Source organism: Phaeobacter sp. JH20_26, from assembly GCF_048056275.1.
Taxonomy (GTDB): Bacteria; Pseudomonadota; Alphaproteobacteria; order Rhodobacterales; family Rhodobacteraceae; genus Phaeobacter; species Phaeobacter bryozoorum.
The window spans coordinates 152,173-169,814 of record NZ_JAYMWL010000019.1; the positions used below are offsets into that span (position 1 = coordinate 152,173).

Consider the following 17,642-nt stretch of genomic DNA (forward strand, 5'->3'; position numbering starts at 1 on the left):
CCATGGGTGATCGTCTGAGCGCTCTGTCGCTGGCCGCGCGGCTGCGCATGAGTTTCGAGGCCGCCGGGGCAAGGGTGGTCGAGCCGCCATTTCTACAGCCTGCCGAAACGCTGCTGGATCTATATGGCGAGGACATTCGCGCCCGTGCCTATGTGACCTCCGATGCGCTGCGCGGGGAACAGATGCTGCGCCCCGATTTCACCGTGCCGGTGGTGCAGATGCACATGAGCCATGGGGCCGAACCGGCGCGTTACACCTATGCGGGCGATGTGTTCCGCCGTCAGGAACATGACGAGGATCGCGCCAATGAATATCTTCAGGTTGGCTATGAGGTCTTCGAACGCAACGATGCCGCCGGTTCTGATGCTGAAGTTTTTGCGCTGATTGCGCTCCAGCTTCGTGATTTGCCGGTGCGTGCGGCTACCGGGGATATCGGTATCCTGATGGCTGCGGTGGAGGGGCTCAACACCACCAGGCTGCGCAAGGCTGCGCTCATGCGCCACATCTGGCGGCCGCGCCGGTTCCGGGCGATGCTTGACCAGTTTGCTGGCCGCGTCCCTGTCGCCGAAAGCCGTCGCAAGCTGTTGTCGACCGAAGGCGTTCTGACCGGGCAAGTGCCTGCGATTGGCAAACGCCGCCCGGCGGAGGTGGATGCGCGCGTCGATGCATTGCGTGCGGATGCAGCCGCCCCGCCGATTGCAGAGAACGAACTGGCCGCGCTTGAGGCGCTGATGGCGGTGCGGGAGACTATCCCCTATGCCTCGGAACAGCTGCGCGATATCGCCGTGGATCTGCCAGCGATCAACCCGGCGCTTGACCGGCTGGACGCCCGGACAGCCGCGATGAAAGCCCGAGGCATCGATGTGGACAGCCTTGATTTCGAAGCCTCCTACGGGCGGACATCAATGGAGTATTACGATGGTTTCGTGTTCGGGTTTTACGCCGATGCGCGACCCGATCTGCCGGTGATTGCCAGCGGCGGTCGCTATGACGCGCTGACACGGCAGCTGGGGCAGGGAGCAGAGATCCCCGCCGTCGGCGGCGTCGTTCGTCCTGATCTGATGCTGCTCTTGGAAGGGGCACAATCATGAGCCTGAAGCTTGGTGTGCCGTCCAAGGGACGGCTGATGGAAAAGACCTTCGAATGGTTTGCCAAACGCGGTATCATCCTGTCGCGTACCGGGTCGGATCGTGAATATGCCGGTGCGGTTGATGGGATCGACGGCATTGATCTGGTGCTGCTGTCTGCCGGTGAGATGCCGCGCGAACTCGCAGCGGGGCGGATTCACCTGGGCGTCACCGGTACTGATCTGGTGCAGGAAAAACTACCGCTCTGGGAACAGCAGGTTGAAGAGATTGCAGGCCTCGGCTTTGGTCACGCTGACCTGATCCTTGCTGTGCCGCAGATCTGGGTGGATGTCGAGACCATCGACGATCTGGACGCGGTCGCAGCGGCGTTTCGGGCCAAACACGGCCATCGGTTGCGGATCGCCACGAAATACCATCGCCTGGTACGGGAATTCCTGATGGATGCCGGTGTCGCGGACTATCAGCTGGTTGATAGCCAGGGCGCGACCGAAGGGACCGTCAAGAACGAGACCGCCGAAATGGTCGCAGACATCACATCAACTGGGGAGACCCTGCGGGCAAACCATCTGAAGCTGATGTCCGACGGGCTGATCCTGCGGTCGCAGGCAACACTTTGGCGCAGCCGCGTGGCGAAATACAGCGCTGGTGAAAAAGCGTCTCTGAGCGAGCTTCTGAAACGTCTGCACGGTTGATTGCGGCACGCCAACGTCGGCGGGCCTATCGGGCGGGTTAGAGCCACATGTCTGCACATGCCTCCGAGAGGCCGCCCGCGCACCCCGTGGCGGCCTCTCTGTTCTTTTGTGGTGGGGGTTCGGTTAGGATCGTTTACCGGCGGCGCGACGGCTTGCGCGCCATTGGATCACGCAGATGTGCATTTCCCGCGAGCGGCGCCGCCAACCGCTCATTTGAAAATCTTCCGTCGGCCTCTACCTGAATACCTTGGACACGGGGGGGCGAGGGACTGTTTGCGTGATCTCAGTATTGTGCATCTCGCCTCTCTTGGTCCGATCAACAGGGAGAGACCGATATGATATCCACCAAAGCCGCTGCCAAAGCGGCACTCACCGCTATTCCGCTGCTATTAGCTGTCAGCCCGGCGGCACTCGCCCAGGACACCAGCATGAGCTTCTTCGTGACCAGCGTCGGTTCGGGAAAAGGCGGCGATCTGGGTGGGCTTGAGGGTGCCGACGCCCATTGCACCAATCTCGCCGAGGCGGCAGGCGTCACTGGCAAAACCTGGCGCGCCTATCTCAGTACCCAGGAAGAGGGCAAGCGTGGTATCTCGGCACGTGACCGGATCGGAAGCGGCCCCTGGCATAACGCCAAAGGGGTGCAGATTGCCGCCAACCTTGATGAGCTGCACCTCAATCCGAATATCGTCAAATCCACAGGGCTGGATGAAAACGGCAATCTGGTGAACGGGCGTGGTGACAAGCCAAATGTTCATGACCTGCTGACAGGGACCATGGCTGACGGCACGGCCTATTTCCCGTGGATGGAAGGCGACAAAACTTGCAGCAACTGGACCAGCTCCGGCGAGGGCAGTGCAACGGTTGGGCATCATGACCGGCATGGTGGCGGCAATACATCTTGGAATGCGGCGCATGACTCGCGCGGCTGCTCGATGGAGGCGCTTGCGATGACCGGAGGAGCCGGCCTCTTTATGTGTTTTGCGACAAACGGCGGCTGACCTGCTCAGACCAAGCCCGAAAAACATAAAAGGCGCCCCAGGGCGCCTTTATATTTGGTCGGAGCGAGAGGATTCGAACCTCCGGCCCCTGCCTCCCGAAGACAGTAACAGGCCATTTGTTCGCGTTATATTTATGCTTTTCCCTTGTTTTGTTCACGGTTCGACTTCCATTAAAAACACCGTAACTGTTACGCGTAACAGAAACTATCGCCGCTCCACTGCGCGCAAGGCGCTTTCTTGGTGATGCGGCGAATGGTGACCATAGACTTTTTCAATCGTCTCGGCGCTGGTCGCAAAGAACCCCGCTGCATCCCAAACACTGGCACCGTTCTGTAGCGCCCAGGTAATCGCGGTGTGCTTGAGGGTGTGAGGTGTGCAAGGTGTCACGCCGGAATCCTGTACGGCCTTGGCAAAGGCCCGCTTGATGTTGCCGACGCGAGCGCCCTTGTACTCAACCGCCCAGATGGAGCCGCTTGCATGCCAACGGCGCAAGTGGGCCAGCAGCTGACGAGGAATGCGGGCTGGTGTCCGCCGTTTGCTGGTCTGGCGCTCAGCGTCTCCACGCCGAAACATGATGCCTTGATCGAGATCGAACCATCCGCCCACGGTGTTCGGTTCAAAGCCCATGCGCATGATCGCATCTTTGCGGGTGCCGGTGTAGAGAGCGATTAAGATGAAGCGGGCGATGTGCCGGGTGTTGTGCCCCCGGTATGCTTGCCAGAGCAGTTTTGCTGCCTCATCGCGCGAGAGCCAGCGCTCTTTCGCCTCTGGTTTTTGCGGTAGCGTGACAACTGGCGCGGATGTCACATAACCTTCGGCATGCGCATAATTGATGGCGCTTTGAAGGGCCCCCAACTCCCTGCGCACCGTGCCCGTTGAAATCGGCTCATATGCAACCGGCTCATTGGTTTCTGGGTCGCGCTGGGCGACTTTCTTTCTGGTCCTTGCATATCGTCTGCAGGTCTCGCCTTTCACATGGCTCAGCCGCAGACCGCCCCAGAATGGCAATAGCGCTTCAATCGCGTATCCAATCCGCTCCGGGTCTGCAACAGTGGGAGCGTGTTCCTCGGCATAGATCGCCAGGACTTCGCCGCATGTTACGTTGGCCGGCTCATTGGCAACACTTTCCCGCCCCTTGGTTGCGATGTAGGCGGCGAGCGCTTTTTCAGCATCTGCGCGGCTTGTGCAGCCCGTTGACTGGTCTGGTCTTCCGGTGTCTCGGATGTACCAGTACGGCCGGTGTTTGAATTTGTGCAGGCGGGCGCCCTTGCTTGGTCTTGGCATGCTTTCACCAATTTCGGAAAATCGTTTCTATCAATGCGAGTGGCACGGCCCATTTTGATGAGGAACCCATGCTCTTGTGCTGCGGTTTTTAGCGATCCTTTAGGTACGCCCAATTCCGCCGCCGCCGCGTCAATGGTCAATAGCTGAGGATTAGCCATACTGGTCTCCGGGGTTAGGTGGAGCGGCGGGCCGGGTCATCGTCTCGGTGCCGGAAGTGGGCGAGTGCGGCTTCCTCTGCGGCGCTCTCGATCAAGCTTTCGACGGTGCGGCCGAGCTGCGTGGCAATGGCATGCAAGCGCCGGTCTGCGGCTTCGTCTATCGCGACGTGGTACGTGTTCATGGTGCCTCCGGGGTTGGGGTTAGGTGGACATTTTGCACCGCATCCAGCGGTTTTTGAGGCTATTCCAGCTTTGCCGATCCAGCCGAATTTCGCCGATGTTGTCGCCGTTAGTATCAAGCTGATCAGCCCAAAAGTCAGTGTTCTCATCAATGGAACCGCCCACGTGACCTGCGATCCGCGCACGTTTGAGAGCCAGAATGACAGCGGGTCGGCCACGGGCAAAAATAACTTCATCGGCCAGCTTCAGTTCGCCACCAACCATTTTGCAAAGAGCGAGGCCTGCGGTTTCTGGTAGGATGTCGGGTTCAAAGGGCAGGGGCATGTGGCCTCCGGGGTGCGTTTCGGGGTTGGTTGGGGTTAAGCGGCTGCGTAGCGGGCTTGCGATGCAGCGCCCCATTGATCAGCCATCGCAGCGGCAAGTCCTGGAAAGAACTTGCTGCGGATCTTCCAACGATCAGCGCCGGGGCTGGCTTTGTGCACGCTATCCCGCGCAGTACTGCCGTCCAGCTGACCGGTGTGGTTCAGCTGGGGCAGGCCGCGAAGCCAAAGACAGGTCCGCTTCTTTTCATTGTTGGGGCCGTCGGGATCGCTGCCGAACTGCCATGGCTGCACGGTTTGGGCTGGCGGTTCGTAGTTCTCGATCCTCTCCTTGGCGTGACGGTGCATTACCGGGTTTTCGATAGCCACGCATGGGATGTGGGGCACGTTCCAGCAGGCTGAAAAGAGCGCTGCGCCATCGTCCAGCTCACGCCACATATCATCAAGACTGCGGCCCGGTGGCGCTTGTGTCAGCCACCGCACGCCGCTGTTGCACAGTCGAGTGCATGGCGGGTGCATCACGGCCATCAGATCCCAGCTGTCCTGCATGACATCGCGAATGTCGCCTTGAATGTGGCGGTTGGTCGGCGTGTCGGAGGGCAGCAGATCGCACGACCACGCATCATGCCCGAGGGCAAGGAATGCCTCTCTGACAATACCGCTGGTTTCACATCCGATCAGGACTTTAGCCATATCTCTCTCCATCAAAGGGGTGCGGTTGTGGTCGATACGGCGCTTCAAACCCGCATTGGCATCAGGACCATGATCAGATCCGTATGTGCCTCACTGGTAGCCAAGGCGGGCGCGCCCTTGTCTTTCGCGCGCAAGCGAATGTTCCCCATCGTTGCTGTCGTCTGGGCCAGGTAGAGAGTGTTGAAACCGATATCCGGCCCAGACTTGCCCTTGGCGGCATAAGTCACAGACAACTTGCCATCGTGATCCTCTCGGCCAATCGTCATGGTGCCGTATTCAGGGGAAATCTTGCAGCCAAGGTCGTGCGGTCCGGCCATCAAGCGAAGGCGCTGAGTGGCGGATTTGGGAATGATGGTATCGAATGCCTGTTCCCCGTCGACTGAGGGGATGACCCGGTTGTAATCGGGATATGTGCCATCGATCAGTTTGCAGTGCAGTTCTCGGTCGCCGATCTCAATACTAAGAAGGGTGGGCGTCTTATCGGCACCGCGATAAGTGATCTTGGCAAGCTGATTGCCCTTTGCGGTCAGCATGGCTGAAAGCGGCGTTATGCCGATCCGCGGGAAGATCACATCAAATGGCGGATTTGGTGCTTCGAGATCCAGGCGGGCGAGCCGATGCCCGTTCGTCGTCACCATGCGTGACGCACCGTCGTATGAGGTCCAGTAGATCCCGTTCAGATAGTACCGGGTTTCTTCGGTCGATATGCACGGTTTGACCAAGGTAAGCGCGCGGAGGAGGACGTTTTCACCGACCTCAATGCCGCCTAGAGGCTCTTGCTTATTGATAGTTGGCCAGTCCTCGGGCGGTGCCATAACGTTCATGGCAAGGGACATGCCGTCAGCCGTCAGAGTGAGGAGATCCTTGGCAATGTTATGCTCAATGGTGACGGTGCCGGACAGACCTGCCGTGACTTTCATCACCCGGTGACCGTTCATCACAAATGACCAAGCGTCAGAGGTGTCGCAGGAGAGTGACTGTCGTGCTTCGCGATCAAGGCAGGTGGCAGTAATCGTCAGCTGACCGTCTTCAACCTGAAACAGGTTCTGGCTCAAGATCGGGATACGCGACCACGTTTCCCGCACCTTGTTGACCCAAGCGAGGGCGGCGCGAAGTTCTGAGATGTCGACCTTGAGTGATTTGGTGGCGACATCAGTCTTGATTTCACTGTGAGCGTTCATCTTAGGGCCTTTCGGTGCATGGTTTCATTTGGGGCGCGGCCGGTTTCCGTGAGTGGGATTGCCGCGCCCGGGTGGAGCGGGCGCCACCCCGCATGTGTTGGAAAAGGACCGGGACCGTAGCCCCGGCCAGTTTGTGCCTCAGCAGGTTTCAGGCCTCTGCAACAGGGAGTGAGGGTGGCAACGGCGCCTGTCCGTTGTAGGGGCAGTCAGGCCGCCAGTCGGTGGCGCGTCGGGCCGGGGTCAATCGGCAGGATATTCGGGCCGTGCTGATCCACGCAGACAACGCGCTGGGCAGGTCGATGCCGTCTACGCTGATGCCCAGAAGATCGACGCGCCACTGCGCCTCATGGGCCGGAACACCGGGCGTAATCGGGTGCGCTGTGCCGCCAAGCGTGCGCAGCAGGGTTGCCCGCCCAAATACGCCGCGGTGTTCCATCGCCAGCGCTGCGGCGTAGACCTCTTGAACGCTGGCGGGCATCACGCGGCAACCTCTTGAGGTTCCACCTGAGGCGACAGCTTGGCGATCCAGTTGCTGATCGCTTCATCCTCGCCGATGCCAGTCGCGCAGACGCCGTGCAGCTGGATTTCCACCAACGCGCGCTTTGGAAAAGGGAAGGGGTAGAGGCCACCGGTTTCGATCACCGCGCAGGCTACGGCATCGCGGCGTTCACGGCCCTGTAGCTGGGCAATGGTCTGCGCAAAGCGGGCTGCTCTATCCGACTGTTCTATCTGCATAGTGGGTCCTGTTTGTCTGTGGCGCAGGCGGCTTGCAATTTGGAGGATTGAACCGCCCGCGCTCGATCCGCACCGCAAGACGGGTGCGAAACCTCTGGAATACGCGGCAAGACCAATCCTCAAATCCTTGCCGCGTAGTGTGTCATGGTGGGGCGGGTGGTGCCCGTGAGGGCTGTCCGATGTATTCTGCTTTGGCCGCGAAAATCGGCGGAGCATTTCGGGCGCGTCGAGCTCTACGCCGCATGGCGGCAGTGCGGCTGGATACCACGTGCATTCATAATCTCGCGAACCTTCTGGCCGACGCGATGTAGAACCATATCTGTTGGCTCCGGTGTGGGCGCTGGGCGTTCAATCAGATGTTGCGGACGCAGGCGGGCGGGGTTGAACCCTTGGCCGCGCGCCGCTTTCAGCGTGGCCCATGCGGATGTGAACAGGTGGATTTGGTCGAGGTGATCCTCGGGAGAGCCGGCGATCTGCCGGGCGGTCTGGGTAATGTCTTGCATTCAATCCTCCATCGGTTGATGAGGGAATTGGTAGCAGGGGACAAATATCCCTGTCAATCAGAAAAGGGGACTATAATCCCCTTTTGCAGGTGGGCGCGCCGCTTACATGCTGTTAGGCTGCAACCACAGCAACAAAAAGCCCCGCGCTAGGCGGGGCAATGGAGGATGAGATGGTTTTAAAGGCGCAAATTTGGGTCAATGGACGGGAGGTTTCCCCTCGCGCCGGAGATACGCTTCAATTTCACTGTGCCATTTTGCCGCCGTCTCAGGTGTCATCGCCAGCTTTATCTGCGCCCCATCTGCACCAAGTGTCACATGGAGACGCCTGTCAGTTTCCAGTGCGTTGGGGTGTTGGGTGTCAAGCCTGTCGACAGGTCGGGCATCGCCGTTTTCAGGCGCGGCTACTGTCTGAAATTGTTCAAGAAATTTACGAGACAGCTCTTTGTTCAGATTGATTGGCACATTGAAGTCGCCGAGGTCGAAGAACAGGACATGGCTGCCGTCGTCTTGTGGGTGAACCTCCACGTCAACTGCCGTGATAGCCTGCTGGATCTCCGGACGGTTCTTGGTGTCCGCACTACTTTGTTGCAAAGCCAGCAGGTGCAGGAGCAACTGCGCGGCTCCCTTGTTTGACATGGTAAGAGCGAATTGCTCGCCACGAACAGCGAATACTATCCCGGTTCTGCTGTCACCCTCGATGCGAACCGGCTTGATGGCTTCAGCATGGCCAATGGACTTGATGTCCTTACCCTCAAATGTGTCGTCGGTCATGGGTAATACCTTTTTGTTAGAAATGAGTTCTAAGTCTTGCAAACTGGTGGGCTGGGCGCTGGGCGCGTGCGGTGAGAGTTTGAATTAAGGATAATCGAAATTGACCGATGGGACATCAAGGCCCATGTTTTTTCGCCAGTTCGGCTGGCCAGTGAAGCTGCACACGCGCGGCCCACCGTAGCTGCACGTTCCACAAATTGTTGGCGCCGGGGTTTAGCGAGATCAGGTGGAACAGTCCTGGCTCATCACCCGCCTTTACCTGCTTTACCCAACCCATACCTTCAAGGTCCTCGCAGACGCAGCGATGACCAATAATGTCAGACGGCACGCTGTCATGGCCGTTGCGGCTATAGAACAGCAGATCACCAGCGGAATAGACTGGCTCCATGCTGTCGCCTTCAACCTCGACCGCTACAATATTGTGAGGGGTGAGGCCGGGCGGGCATTCGACTTGCGGACCGGAACCCTTCGGATAGGCATCGAACACGGGAACCTGAGCGCCAGCTCCGACCTTGCCTGCTATGGCAATAGTGGGGTGCCCTTGAAACTCTCCAGCCATAAAGCTCTCAAGAGACACTCCTAGCGCGGCAGCTAGGCGCAGTGCATCTTCTGCATTCGTGCTTTGAGTTTTGCCTTGGTTGATCTTTTTGAGTTGCTCATACGAAACCCCAGCCTTCTCAGCCAGTTTGCGCATCGAAAGTCCTGATGCTGCCATTGCTGCATTGAGCGCTTCTCTGAAAGACATGGGCATAGGGAGACAATATTCCCTTCCGAATGCCGGGAATAGGAGAGGATTGTCCCTTGTGAGTTGGGGATATTTATCCCTATATAGTGGCATGATGACCGCACAGTTGATTTCCGAGATCGAAAAATTCGCCTCCCTGAGGGGAATTGCTCCGGCGACAGTAACTAGTCGCGCGGTGGGGAACAGTCGGCTGTATCGTCGCCTGAAGGATGGAAAAAGTTGTACGCTTGGCGTAGCCGACCGCCTCCGTCGCTATATGGCCGACAATCCGGCACCTGCGGACGCGCCGGAGGCCGCCACATGAGCCGCCCGCGTTTAACCCTGATTGTGAACAATGATGTGCCATGCCCCGACACTGGGGCAGGCGCTGGGCAAAAGTCTTGGTCAAATAAGTTTGACCCGTATGCACTGAAGGTTAGCGCGGCTGACCTTTGGTCCAGCTACTTCAAATCCCGCTTTAACAGCCCACGTGAAGTCGCGCTGTTTTGCGATGTGTCATTCCAGACAGCTTTGAACTGGTGGGGGGCGGTGACCGCCCCCGCTAGCCATATCGCGCTGTTGGTTATGCTGACCGATCCCGGTGCGCCGGAGTTCTTTGGTCAGGCGTTGGAGGTGGCGGCATGACGGAGCCTCGTAAGCACGACGACCGCATCAAGATCACCGAAGATGGGGTAGAGATCTCTTCTAATCTTGGGATCCTGATGTTCACTGAGGATGGGTTGACGATCTCAGCCGCTCCAATCTCGGTTGTCTCGAATTCGATCAAACGCAGCATCGATGGCGGTCATTCCTGTCCGCATTGCGGCGCCGAGATCTCGCGCTCCCTCAGGAAGCTCGGAGGTCGGGACGTTGACTGAACTGAGCGCTGCGCGCAGTGGGGTTCGGCCCCCACAGCGCATCCCACGGTTTTTGAGGATCACAGGAATTCTCGATTCACGGAGTGTCGCCTCTGGCGGTTATTCCGCAAAAGAACATGCGCTGGGATACTTCGCCGCTGAACATCACGGGACAGCGGAACACCAAGATCGTGCTGGCATCAGGACCCGGCGCATTCTGAAGGTACATATACGCCTGAGAAGCACGATCACCGGGGCGCGGGCGGGCGCCAGAGGCGGGTTTTCCCGTCACCGTCAGCCATTCCGGAGGTGCGCAGCCCATGGGTAAGCGCAGCACCTTCAAGCGCCGCAAGAACGACCTGTACCGCACACCGTGGGATCCGGTGCCGCTGCTGGCGCCGCATCTGCCCACACGGTTCCGATATGCCGAGCCATGCGCTGGAAACGGGCGGCTGATTGATCACCTTCGATGGATCGGCGGCACCTGCACCGAGGCGGTTGATATCAATCCGGGGCGTGGTGACGTCACGCAGGGCAACGCTTTGCACTGGACGCCAACGGCTAAGCCGCGCCGTCCGCTCGATTACATCATCACAAACCCGCCCTGGTCGCGGGAGATCCTGCACCCGCTGATATTGCGCTGGGCAGGCCTGTGCCCGACGTGGCTGCTGTTTGATGCGGACTGGTGCCACACGCTGCAGGCACAGCCGTACCTGCGCCACTGCCGCAAGATCGTCTCGGTCGGGCGGGTGAAGTGGATCGAGGGCAGCAAGCACACCGGAAAAGACAACTGCGCCTGGCATCTGTTCACAGCAGGGAGCCACGGGCGCACCGAGTTTGTCGGCAGGCCGGATGCAGCCAAAAAGACAACGCCCAGCGCTGGGCGCACTACGAGCAGCAGGAGCCAATCATGAGCCACAAGGCAGTCAGCTGGGCGCTTGAGCAACGCCACCTAAAGCCGGGGCCATGGATCGTATTGATCCAACTGGCTGACCGGCACAACAAAGACACCCTGCAGTGTGATCCGGATCAGAATCTGATCGCGGCTGACTGCAATATGTCCCGCGCCACGGTCAACCGGCACCTTGAGGACCTTGAACACACAGGGTTGATCCGCCGTATCCCGCGGGTAAATCCTCGCACGAACAAGGCGCTTTCGACATTCTACATATTGGGCCTGAATTTCGACAATCCACCAGAGGTCGAATTTGCTGTGTCTCAAAATGAGACACGGAAAAAGAAGGGGCAAAAAGAGAACAAAGGCGCATCCCGTGTCTCAAATTGCGACACGGTCCCGAGTCTCAAAAAAGCGGATTCCCGAGTCTCAAAAATCGCGATTCCCGAGTCTCAAATTGAGACACAAACCTTAGTAAATAAACCCGTAAGGGAACATTGCGCGGCTGACGCCCCGCACAATCCTGAATTTGATTTTGATGGTTTCATGGCTGAGTTCTCGGCTGCCTATCCCCGGATGGGCCTGCCAGAGGCGACCGAGGACGCACTGCGCGCGGCGCTGGGCGAGGGGGCAGACCCGGCGGAGATCCTGGCTGGTGCCCGCGCCTATGCGGTTGAGCAGGATGGCAATGCCCCGCGGTATGTGAAGCTCTCCGAGAACTGGATCGCTGAGAAACGCTGGCGCCAGCACCTGACCACCCCCAAGGCGCAGGCCGATCAATCCGAGGTGCTGGCCTACTGGGCGAAAGAGATCCTTGAGGCCAAGCCCCACATGCGCGGTCGTGTGTCGCCGTCCATGGCCCGGGAATGCCTGAGCGCAGGACTGGTGACCGAGCAGGATTGCCGACAGGTCGGGGTTTCGCTGTGATGTCGCCGCATTCCGACCCAGAAACCCATGGCGTGCAGTTTGGCCGGGTGGTTGTGACCGTCGACGCCGCACTGGGCGATTGCATCGTCACCGCCCCGCAGCCCGGCCCGATCTGCACCAGCCCCAAGCGCATGCGCCTGAACAGCCTTGATGAGATCCGCGGGGCCTACCGCACCCAAAGCCGCCTCGCTGCGCGCGTACCGGATCAGTACCCCCACGCCAAAGACATCGCAGCAGCGCTGGAATTCGCAGGAAAGACGCTGAGCGCCGCACAGGGCGTAAAACACCAAACGAAAGGCAAACAGTGATGGACATGACCGAAGACCAGCAGAGCGACAGCTATCGTGTGACAGCAGGCGAGCTGCGCCAGTTCATTGAACGGTTCGAGCGCCTGGACGCTGAGAAGAAAGAACTGGCTGATCAACAGAAAGAGGTCATGGCAGAGGCCAAGGCCCGCGGCTACGACACCAAGGTCATCCGAAAGGTGATCGCCCTGCGTAAGCGCGACAAGGATGACATCTCTGAAGAGGAAGCCGTTCTCGAGATGTACAAAGAAGCGCTGGGCATGTGAGCGCGCCCATGCCGAGACCGCTTGCCAATATCACCAAAGAGACGCTGGCGCCGCTATGGGGGCGTCATGATATTCCCACCGAACGGATCGCAACTGCGCTGGGCGTGACACGTCAAGCTGTGAGCTACAAAGCAAAGAGCCTCGGCCTCCCCAGTCGCGCCAAGGTGCGCCGGTGCTACGTCGACAACGAGACCTTCACCCGGATGTGGAACGCAGGTGTCTGCACCTCGGACATGGCGGCACATTTCGGATACACGCACCGGTCAGCCATTGGCGCCCGGCGCCGGATCCTTGGTCTGCCTGCGCGTACACGCGGCAAGGGCGGCACCAATTCTGGTGGCTGGCACCAAACAATCAGCCTGACCCAGTTCTTTGAGGCGGAACTCGCCACCGCGATGCAGGAAGAGGCACAGCAGCGAAAGGCAGCACAATGACAGAGCGAATGACGGCAGAGCAGTACAAGGCCGCCCAGCGCGCTACGGAGGGGCAGGGGGAAGACAGACGCCGGGTACGCGGCACAAAGCGCACCACGACCGCTGACGGCATCACCCACGATAGCAAGACAGAGGCGGATCGCTGGGAAGAGCTGAAGCTGTTGCAGGCCAGCGGTGCGATCTGTGGTCTGCGACGTCAGGCCCCAATCCCGCTCATCGGCCGGGATGGCCCGATCATGACGGACAGCGGCAACCAGCAGCGGGTTTACCGGGCCGACTTCGTCTACGTCGACAACGCGCTGGGCGTTATGGTGGTTGAAGACCGCAAGGGGCATGAGACCGACAAGTTCAAACTGGTGAAGTCAGTTCTGGCGGCTCAGGGCATTGAGCTGCTGATCACCCGCGCGAAGGGGTGAGAGCAGGAAATGGGTGTTGAAGACGATCTGAAACACGAACTTGCGAATATGCGCAAACTGCTCGACCAAGCGCAACGCGCTGGGCGGTCTGCACCGTCGCGCTCATCACCGGCGGTCGTAGCGCAGCAGCTCCAATTGCCGAATGTTGTTCGCTTCCCCTTGGCGCAGTTCGCAGCCGGTCGCGGCCGCAAGGTTCCCCTGCCTGAGTTGGTACAAGAGATTGCGGAGGTCGTAGGCCGCGAAAATGCGGTCAAGCTGGTGGAGGGCACACGTCAGCGCGGCACGCGCCGTTGGCGTCGCCATCTCTATATCCCTAGCGACATTCCTGAAAATCACCGGATTGTTTCCCTGATCGGCTGGGAGGCAGCGCAGGCGCTAAGTTTCAGCCATGCAAACAGCGTCCTAGAATTGCCCAGCTGCCACGGTCTGAGAAAAGCCTATCTGGCCGACGTCGTGATCAAAATGGCGGGGCAGGGCGCGGATCAGGCCGAAATCGCCTCAGAGCTCGGTGTCGAGCGTAAGACGGTCGCAAACCTGCTGGATCTGGCGGACTACTGGGCGCCGCGGTTGGTTTAGGGGGGAGGGGTAATGTCTTGGGGGCCGCGACAACCGACTGAAAAGCCGCCGAGTGTACCAACTCGGTGCGCCTATTGCGGGACAGCAACCAGCCAAGACCGGTGCCCCAGCTGTGGCGCGCTACGGTCTGCTGTAAAGGGTGTGGAAGATGAACGCCTTTGATTGGTGCGATGTACAAGACCTGCGATTGCAAGCGGCACTAGACCGAAAAGAGGCCGCATTGGATGCAAGGGAATGGTTGCAGCTAATTGTTTGGGAGCGGTTTTCAGGGGTCAGCAGGAGAAGGGAGCATAACCGTGCCTGTCGAAGTTTCGATTGAGGTCTAGAATTGGAGCGGCGTTAGTCTTCGTTGGCCAGACGCACTTCATACAGGTCTGTCCGCTTCTTGAGCTCGATCAGGCTTCGAACTCTTCCAGAAGATACCCATTCTCATATGTCTCAGTCCTGAAACTATCACTTCTCGAAGAAGCCCGGATGATCCTGGTGAATGCCGTAGGTGATCACCCGCTGGCCAAACCGGCGGTTGATCCGGTCGATGGTTGCCGACAGCTTCTCCCGCTTGTTGGACTCGCCCGGCGCCAGCGGAAGAAACAGCTCACCCGGTCGTTCTGAAAGCGGGATGACTTCGCCTAGGTGGACACCGATCGACAGCACATATCCGTGCCGGTCGTCACTAAACTGCGCCCACTGGCTCTCGAACAGCTTCAGGAAAATCGCTGAATCCTGGCTCGCCGTCAGGGTTTTCGTACGGGTCCAACCGCGGCCTTCAGGAAGCCGGATCATGAGGGAAAACCGCCGGGCGCAAAACCCGTCGCGCCGCATCCGCTCGACCGCTTTTTCAGTCAGCCAACGGCCGACAAGGCGCGCGGCATCTGGACGCCGATGCTGTGGAGCGAGAACCTTCGAGTTGCCGTAACCGTTTCGCTGCGTGGGCAAGAGCGGAATATCCATGCCCTGCAAGGCTCGAACGAACCGCTCGCCTTCGACGGAGCGCCATATCTGCCGGGCATGGCGGGGATCGAGCGCATAGAGTTCTGCGACGCCCCACACGGCGGCGCGCTGCAACCGGGCTTTGATGCCGTGGGAAATCCCGGGCAGATCGTCAAGCGACAGATGCGCGATGCGGTCCGGCATGTTCTCAGGCGCCAGCCATTGCAGGCCGTCCGGCTTTTCCAGCTTGCCTGCGATTTTTGCAAGCAGGTGGTTCGGGCCGATGCCGACAGAACAGCGCAGCTCGGACCCGACCTGTTCGCGGATCGCGGCCTTCAGGCGGCGGCCGAGATCGAGCGCGGCCGACAGCTCTGCTGTCTGGCCGCCGAGGGCGATCTGAAATTCATCAACGGAGCGGACGGCCTGAAGCTCCGCGATCTGGTCAATGACGTCGGCGATCTTCTGGTTCACGCGGACATAGAGGCGGTGGCGGCTCGGGCGGAAAATGATGCCCGGGCACAACCGGCGCGCGTCGTAGACGCGCGTTCCGGTTTTGACGCCGAAGGCTTTGGCCTCATAGGATGCTGCGACACAGGCCCCTGATTCGGCGGTGATGGCGGTAATGCCGACAGGCTTGCCGCGCAGCGAAGGATCTGCCTGCTGCTCCACGCTGGCAAAAAAGCTGTTCATATCAATGTATAAAGACCGCATCGGGGTCATGCTTCACGATCCTGCTTGTCAAGAAATGCCATATGTTCTTATTTTGTTCTCATGGTGGAACGCAAGGATCAGCTTCGAAACGTGGCCTTTGGCGGCAGCTGGTCGGAAGAAATTCTGATCGTGGGCGAGCTGCGCCAGGTGCTTGCAATTGTCGAAACAGCCGCGGCCGATTGCGCAGATCGGAATGTGGAGACGGAAGAATTTCAGGAGGCCATGCTCTATGTTCGGCAGAACATAGAGAAAGGGCCGATGCTGACGGGCGCCTTCTTCAAGGCGCTGCGGATAGAAAATCAAAGCCTGCGTCGGGCGGAGGCCCTGCGTGTGGCGAAGATGATCCGGGGATGGGCCGGACTTTAGGGGCGCGAAATGTGCAATCTAGAAATGTGCAATCTATATGGCCCAACCGGCCCGAACGTGCACACATGGGGGTTATGAAGAACAACCTGTGAACATGGTGGCGTAGGCCATTCTCTGCTTTCAGCCCAGAGCAGACGGTCGTGCCAGGCCCGGCGCTGGTATCGCCGCAGGTGCAAAGGTCTTGGGCCAATTTCCCGGAAGCGGACCCTCGGCAGGGCCGAACTGCTTCACGGGATGCTGCGGGTTGCACCGGAGGCAGCGGAGCACAGGAAGCGCCCTTTGCAAACTCAGCCGTTTGACGCAACTGGCCGAGGGTTTCTGCTGCGGCGCAGCCCGTCGTTCCGGTCGTTCGCTGCAGCTGCGAGCTCTTGGAACCGGTGAACTCACTCAGTGCGGGACAAAGCGCCTTTTCGCAGCGGCTGCGCCAATGACTGCTCTTGAACACTAGGGCTCGTCAAAGATCCAATAGTTCTTGCGTATCGGCCCTACGGGAGTGTTATTGGTCGACATGCTTCTATATATTTTTCTTGGATTTCTCATCGGGTTTGTACTTTCTCTGCGGTTTATTCGAAACCCGCGCAAAGCTCTCAACTGGGGAGTAATATTGGGTGTCGTCCCTTTGGTTTTGCTGCTGGGACCAGCCAATGCTCCTATGCAGGGCATTGGTTCGGTTCTGAACTTTGCTTTCTTCGCGCTTGGACCCATCATGCTAGTTCCATTTGTGGCAAGCAGCGCTGCGCTCGGCATGGCTGGCGCTTCGATTGTGTTGTGGATCGGGCACCAGCGACCAAGGTGGGCCTCATGGGCAACTGGGGTTGCAATCCTGGGGCTGACAGTATCGGTAACACTTTTGCCAGTCGCGCAGCGTGAAATAGCAAAGCGCCATTTAGCTGAGGATCAAGATGTTCGGGCCGCAGAAATCATCCGCGCGGATTTCACGGGCACCTTGGCAGAGCATCAGGTTGCTTTTCCAGCGAGTCCTCGCCTCCGCGTATTCGACGGCTGTGCGCCGGATGTTCAAGCTGGGCTATTCGGATGCTCAACAAACCTAACCAACCCCGTTTCCGGTTTCACCAAGCCAAACGACGTACTCCTGCATGAACGTCGCGACCCTATCAATTTTCGAACCATCAGAGTTTCACCTGTAGAGCATGACTGTCGCCTAGGAAACGACTACTGCCTCACACAAGAAAAAGTGGATCATTGGTGTCGCGAAATCCGCCCAGATCAGGCCGATAGTATCTGGTGCCGCGACATACCGACGATGCAATTTGAACTACGTAGAGATGCGACGCCTGGCCCATCTGACCGAGACGAGCCGGAATTGACCGCACAATACTCTGACACTGCGCTCGGGCCTGGACGGGTCACATGTTTCTATAGCCCCGACCCTGCCGAAACTGACAGGCAAGGCGTAACCTGCCGTCTTGTTTTCGAGTTAGCGAATAGAGTAAGCGCCACCCTAGGCGTTCGCCGTGAGCAAATAACTGCAGGCGATCCGGAATTGATTAAAACGATTGAGTTGATCCCTGATTACTGGGCAAGTTTGACGGAAACTCGCTAGCGGACCTTTGTTGGGTCTGCAGCATCGGGAAATATGGGCTCGGAGCCGCCTTACGGCGGTGCGGCGAC

25 protein-coding genes are annotated in these 17,642 nt (G+C 59.1%); 14 read left to right on the forward strand and 11 right to left on the reverse strand.

The window, feature by feature from the left end:
- The first annotated feature begins 2 nt into the window (after positions 1 to 2).
- The 3 genes from VWY60_RS16090 to VWY60_RS16100 all read left to right on the forward strand — a co-directional run bounded on the left by VWY60_RS16090 (position 3) and on the right by VWY60_RS16100 (position 2,778).
- Positions 3 to 1,091 carry an ATP phosphoribosyltransferase regulatory subunit gene (locus VWY60_RS16090; protein ID WP_340546739.1) on the forward strand — a complete coding sequence of 363 codons (1,089 nt, stop codon included), beginning with the start codon at positions 3 to 5 and terminating at the stop codon, positions 1,089 to 1,091.
- Positions 1,088 to 1,780, forward strand: coding sequence for an ATP phosphoribosyltransferase (hisG, locus tag VWY60_RS16095; RefSeq protein ID WP_340546740.1), 693 nt, complete (start codon positions 1,088 to 1,090; stop codon positions 1,778 to 1,780). Before VWY60_RS16090 ends, hisG begins: the two co-directional genes overlap by 4 nt.
- Positions 1,781 to 2,115: 335 nt before the next feature.
- Positions 2,116 to 2,778 carry a hypothetical protein gene (locus VWY60_RS16100; RefSeq protein WP_416541127.1) on the forward strand — a complete coding sequence of 221 codons (663 nt, stop codon included), beginning with the start codon at positions 2,116 to 2,118 and terminating at the stop codon, positions 2,776 to 2,778.
- A 204-nt stretch (positions 2,779 to 2,982) separates the two neighbouring features.
- On the opposite strand, the gene VWY60_RS16105 is transcribed toward VWY60_RS16100, so the two are convergent.
- The 10 genes from VWY60_RS16105 to VWY60_RS16150 all read right to left on the reverse strand — a co-directional run bounded on the left by VWY60_RS16105 (position 2,983) and on the right by VWY60_RS16150 (position 9,354).
- Positions 2,983 to 4,062, reverse strand: coding sequence for a tyrosine-type recombinase/integrase (locus VWY60_RS16105; RefSeq protein ID WP_416541128.1), 1,080 nt, complete (start codon positions 4,060 to 4,062; stop codon positions 2,983 to 2,985).
- Positions 4,063 to 4,234: 172 nt separating this feature from the next.
- Positions 4,235 to 4,402, reverse strand: coding sequence for a hypothetical protein (locus VWY60_RS16110; protein ID WP_162894050.1), 168 nt, complete (start codon positions 4,400 to 4,402; stop codon positions 4,235 to 4,237).
- A gap of 19 nt (positions 4,403 to 4,421) precedes the next feature.
- A complete protein-coding gene (locus VWY60_RS16115; protein ID WP_416541129.1) occupies positions 4,422 to 4,724 on the reverse strand; it encodes a hypothetical protein in 303 nt (100 codons plus the stop codon).
- Positions 4,725 to 4,759: 35 nt separating this feature from the next.
- On the reverse strand, positions 4,760 to 5,413 hold the full coding sequence (locus VWY60_RS16120) for a hypothetical protein (RefSeq protein ID WP_416541130.1): 654 nt from the start codon (positions 5,411 to 5,413) through the stop codon (positions 4,760 to 4,762).
- A 44-nt stretch (positions 5,414 to 5,457) separates the two neighbouring features.
- Positions 5,458 to 6,594 (reverse strand): DNA polymerase III subunit beta, encoded by a 1,137-nt coding sequence (locus tag VWY60_RS16125; RefSeq protein ID WP_416541131.1) that lies wholly within the window; start codon positions 6,592 to 6,594, stop codon positions 5,458 to 5,460.
- 148 nt (positions 6,595 to 6,742) lie between these two features.
- Positions 6,743 to 7,072, reverse strand: coding sequence for a hypothetical protein (locus tag VWY60_RS16130; RefSeq protein ID WP_416541132.1), 330 nt, complete (start codon positions 7,070 to 7,072; stop codon positions 6,743 to 6,745).
- On the reverse strand, positions 7,072 to 7,329 hold the full coding sequence (locus tag VWY60_RS16135; protein ID WP_416541133.1) for a hypothetical protein: 258 nt from the start codon (positions 7,327 to 7,329) through the stop codon (positions 7,072 to 7,074). Before VWY60_RS16135 ends, VWY60_RS16130 begins: the two co-directional genes overlap by 1 nt.
- A gap of 233 nt (positions 7,330 to 7,562) precedes the next feature.
- Positions 7,563 to 7,832 (reverse strand): hypothetical protein, encoded by a 270-nt coding sequence (locus VWY60_RS16140; RefSeq protein WP_416541134.1) that lies wholly within the window; start codon positions 7,830 to 7,832, stop codon positions 7,563 to 7,565.
- Between the two features lie 195 nt (positions 7,833 to 8,027).
- Positions 8,028 to 8,603 carry a hypothetical protein gene (locus VWY60_RS16145; protein ID WP_416541135.1) on the reverse strand — a complete coding sequence of 192 codons (576 nt, stop codon included), beginning with the start codon at positions 8,601 to 8,603 and terminating at the stop codon, positions 8,028 to 8,030.
- 115 nt (positions 8,604 to 8,718) lie between these two features.
- Positions 8,719 to 9,354: an XRE family transcriptional regulator gene (locus VWY60_RS16150; RefSeq protein ID WP_416541136.1), complete on the reverse strand. Its 636-nt coding sequence runs from the start codon at positions 9,352 to 9,354 to the stop codon at positions 8,719 to 8,721.
- Positions 9,355 to 9,648: 294 nt separating this feature from the next.
- Here VWY60_RS16150 and VWY60_RS16155 point away from each other — a divergent pair, with 294 nt between their 5' ends.
- The 9 genes from VWY60_RS16155 to VWY60_RS16195 all read left to right on the forward strand — a co-directional run bounded on the left by VWY60_RS16155 (position 9,649) and on the right by VWY60_RS16195 (position 14,003).
- Positions 9,649 to 9,972 (forward strand): hypothetical protein, encoded by a 324-nt coding sequence (locus tag VWY60_RS16155; RefSeq protein WP_416541137.1) that lies wholly within the window; start codon positions 9,649 to 9,651, stop codon positions 9,970 to 9,972.
- Positions 9,969 to 10,205 carry a hypothetical protein gene (locus VWY60_RS16160; protein ID WP_416541138.1) on the forward strand — a complete coding sequence of 79 codons (237 nt, stop codon included), beginning with the start codon at positions 9,969 to 9,971 and terminating at the stop codon, positions 10,203 to 10,205. The genes VWY60_RS16155 and VWY60_RS16160 overlap by 4 nt, the downstream gene beginning before the upstream one ends.
- Before the next feature lie 299 nt (positions 10,206 to 10,504).
- On the forward strand, positions 10,505 to 11,098 hold the full coding sequence (locus VWY60_RS16165) for a class I SAM-dependent methyltransferase (protein ID WP_416541139.1): 594 nt from the start codon (positions 10,505 to 10,507) through the stop codon (positions 11,096 to 11,098).
- Positions 11,095 to 12,006, forward strand: coding sequence for a helix-turn-helix domain-containing protein (locus tag VWY60_RS16170; protein WP_416541230.1), 912 nt, complete (start codon positions 11,095 to 11,097; stop codon positions 12,004 to 12,006). The genes VWY60_RS16165 and VWY60_RS16170 overlap by 4 nt, the downstream gene beginning before the upstream one ends.
- Positions 12,006 to 12,314 (forward strand): hypothetical protein, encoded by a 309-nt coding sequence (locus VWY60_RS16175; protein WP_416541140.1) that lies wholly within the window; start codon positions 12,006 to 12,008, stop codon positions 12,312 to 12,314. Before VWY60_RS16170 ends, VWY60_RS16175 begins: the two co-directional genes overlap by 1 nt.
- The gene (locus VWY60_RS16180) at positions 12,314 to 12,577 is read left to right on the forward strand and encodes a DUF2312 domain-containing protein (protein WP_096868934.1); all 264 of its coding nucleotides are present in this window, start codon (positions 12,314 to 12,316) and stop codon (positions 12,575 to 12,577) included. Before VWY60_RS16175 ends, VWY60_RS16180 begins: the two co-directional genes overlap by 1 nt.
- An 8-nt stretch (positions 12,578 to 12,585) precedes the next feature.
- Positions 12,586 to 13,011: a hypothetical protein gene (locus VWY60_RS16185; RefSeq protein WP_416541141.1), complete on the forward strand. Its 426-nt coding sequence runs from the start codon at positions 12,586 to 12,588 to the stop codon at positions 13,009 to 13,011.
- On the forward strand, positions 13,008 to 13,427 hold the full coding sequence (locus VWY60_RS16190) for a DUF1064 domain-containing protein (RefSeq protein ID WP_416541142.1): 420 nt from the start codon (positions 13,008 to 13,010) through the stop codon (positions 13,425 to 13,427). Before VWY60_RS16185 ends, VWY60_RS16190 begins: the two co-directional genes overlap by 4 nt.
- Positions 13,428 to 13,436: 9 nt before the next feature.
- Positions 13,437 to 14,003 (forward strand): hypothetical protein, encoded by a 567-nt coding sequence (locus tag VWY60_RS16195; RefSeq protein WP_416541143.1) that lies wholly within the window; start codon positions 13,437 to 13,439, stop codon positions 14,001 to 14,003.
- A 453-nt stretch (positions 14,004 to 14,456) separates the two neighbouring features.
- On the opposite strand, the gene VWY60_RS16200 is transcribed toward VWY60_RS16195, so the two are convergent.
- Positions 14,457 to 15,653, reverse strand: coding sequence for a DNA polymerase Y family protein (locus VWY60_RS16200; RefSeq protein WP_416541144.1), 1,197 nt, complete (start codon positions 15,651 to 15,653; stop codon positions 14,457 to 14,459).
- A gap of 81 nt (positions 15,654 to 15,734) precedes the next feature.
- Here VWY60_RS16200 and VWY60_RS16205 point away from each other — a divergent pair, with 81 nt between their 5' ends.
- Positions 15,735 to 16,010, forward strand: a complete 276-nt coding sequence (locus tag VWY60_RS16205; protein WP_416541145.1) for a hypothetical protein — start codon at positions 15,735 to 15,737, stop codon at positions 16,008 to 16,010.
- Between the two features lie 499 nt (positions 16,011 to 16,509).
- A complete protein-coding gene (locus tag VWY60_RS16210) occupies positions 16,510 to 17,574 on the forward strand; it encodes a hypothetical protein (RefSeq protein WP_416541146.1) in 1,065 nt (354 codons plus the stop codon).
- The last annotated feature ends 68 nt before the right edge of the window (positions 17,575 to 17,642 follow it).

Excerpts from the sequence above, each read along its gene's own strand:
- VWY60_RS16185 (WP_416541141.1), top strand. The coding sequence starts at position 12,586 with ATGCCGAGACCGCTTGCCAATATCACCAAAGAGACGCTGGCGCCGCTA.
- VWY60_RS16200 (WP_416541144.1), bottom strand. The coding sequence starts at position 15,653 with ATGACCCCGATGCGGTCTTTATACATTGATATGAACAGCTTTTTTGCC.
- VWY60_RS16165 (WP_416541139.1), top strand. The coding sequence starts at position 10,505 with ATGGGTAAGCGCAGCACCTTCAAGCGCCGCAAGAACGACCTGTACCGC.
- VWY60_RS16110 (WP_162894050.1), bottom strand. The coding sequence starts at position 4,402 with ATGAACACGTACCACGTCGCGATAGACGAAGCCGCAGACCGGCGCTTG.
- VWY60_RS16160 (WP_416541138.1), top strand. The coding sequence starts at position 9,969 with ATGACGGAGCCTCGTAAGCACGACGACCGCATCAAGATCACCGAAGAT.
- VWY60_RS16100 (WP_416541127.1), top strand. The coding sequence starts at position 2,116 with ATGATATCCACCAAAGCCGCTGCCAAAGCGGCACTCACCGCTATTCCG.
- VWY60_RS16125 (WP_416541131.1), bottom strand. The coding sequence starts at position 6,594 with ATGAACGCTCACAGTGAAATCAAGACTGATGTCGCCACCAAATCACTC.
- VWY60_RS16145 (WP_416541135.1), bottom strand. The coding sequence starts at position 8,603 with ATGACCGACGACACATTTGAGGGTAAGGACATCAAGTCCATTGGCCAT.
- VWY60_RS16155 (WP_416541137.1), top strand. The coding sequence starts at position 9,649 with ATGAGCCGCCCGCGTTTAACCCTGATTGTGAACAATGATGTGCCATGC.
- VWY60_RS16135 (WP_416541133.1), bottom strand. The coding sequence starts at position 7,329 with ATGCAGATAGAACAGTCGGATAGAGCAGCCCGCTTTGCGCAGACCATT.
- VWY60_RS16175 (WP_416541140.1), top strand. The coding sequence starts at position 12,006 with ATGTCGCCGCATTCCGACCCAGAAACCCATGGCGTGCAGTTTGGCCGG.
- VWY60_RS16150 (WP_416541136.1), bottom strand. The coding sequence starts at position 9,354 with ATGCCCATGTCTTTCAGAGAAGCGCTCAATGCAGCAATGGCAGCATCA.
- VWY60_RS16170 (WP_416541230.1), top strand. The coding sequence starts at position 11,095 with ATGAGCCACAAGGCAGTCAGCTGGGCGCTTGAGCAACGCCACCTAAAG.
- VWY60_RS16195 (WP_416541143.1), top strand. The coding sequence starts at position 13,437 with ATGGGTGTTGAAGACGATCTGAAACACGAACTTGCGAATATGCGCAAA.
- VWY60_RS16130 (WP_416541132.1), bottom strand. The coding sequence starts at position 7,072 with ATGCCCGCCAGCGTTCAAGAGGTCTACGCCGCAGCGCTGGCGATGGAA.
- VWY60_RS16090 (WP_340546739.1), top strand. The coding sequence starts at position 3 with ATGGGTGATCGTCTGAGCGCTCTGTCGCTGGCCGCGCGGCTGCGCATG.
- VWY60_RS16105 (WP_416541128.1), bottom strand. The coding sequence starts at position 4,062 with ATGCCAAGACCAAGCAAGGGCGCCCGCCTGCACAAATTCAAACACCGG.
- VWY60_RS16120 (WP_416541130.1), bottom strand. The coding sequence starts at position 5,413 with ATGGCTAAAGTCCTGATCGGATGTGAAACCAGCGGTATTGTCAGAGAG.
- VWY60_RS16180 (WP_096868934.1), top strand. The coding sequence starts at position 12,314 with ATGGACATGACCGAAGACCAGCAGAGCGACAGCTATCGTGTGACAGCA.
- VWY60_RS16190 (WP_416541142.1), top strand. The coding sequence starts at position 13,008 with ATGACAGAGCGAATGACGGCAGAGCAGTACAAGGCCGCCCAGCGCGCT.
- VWY60_RS16140 (WP_416541134.1), bottom strand. The coding sequence starts at position 7,832 with ATGCAAGACATTACCCAGACCGCCCGGCAGATCGCCGGCTCTCCCGAG.
- VWY60_RS16115 (WP_416541129.1), bottom strand. The coding sequence starts at position 4,724 with ATGCCCCTGCCCTTTGAACCCGACATCCTACCAGAAACCGCAGGCCTC.
- hisG (WP_340546740.1), top strand. The coding sequence starts at position 1,088 with ATGAGCCTGAAGCTTGGTGTGCCGTCCAAGGGACGGCTGATGGAAAAG.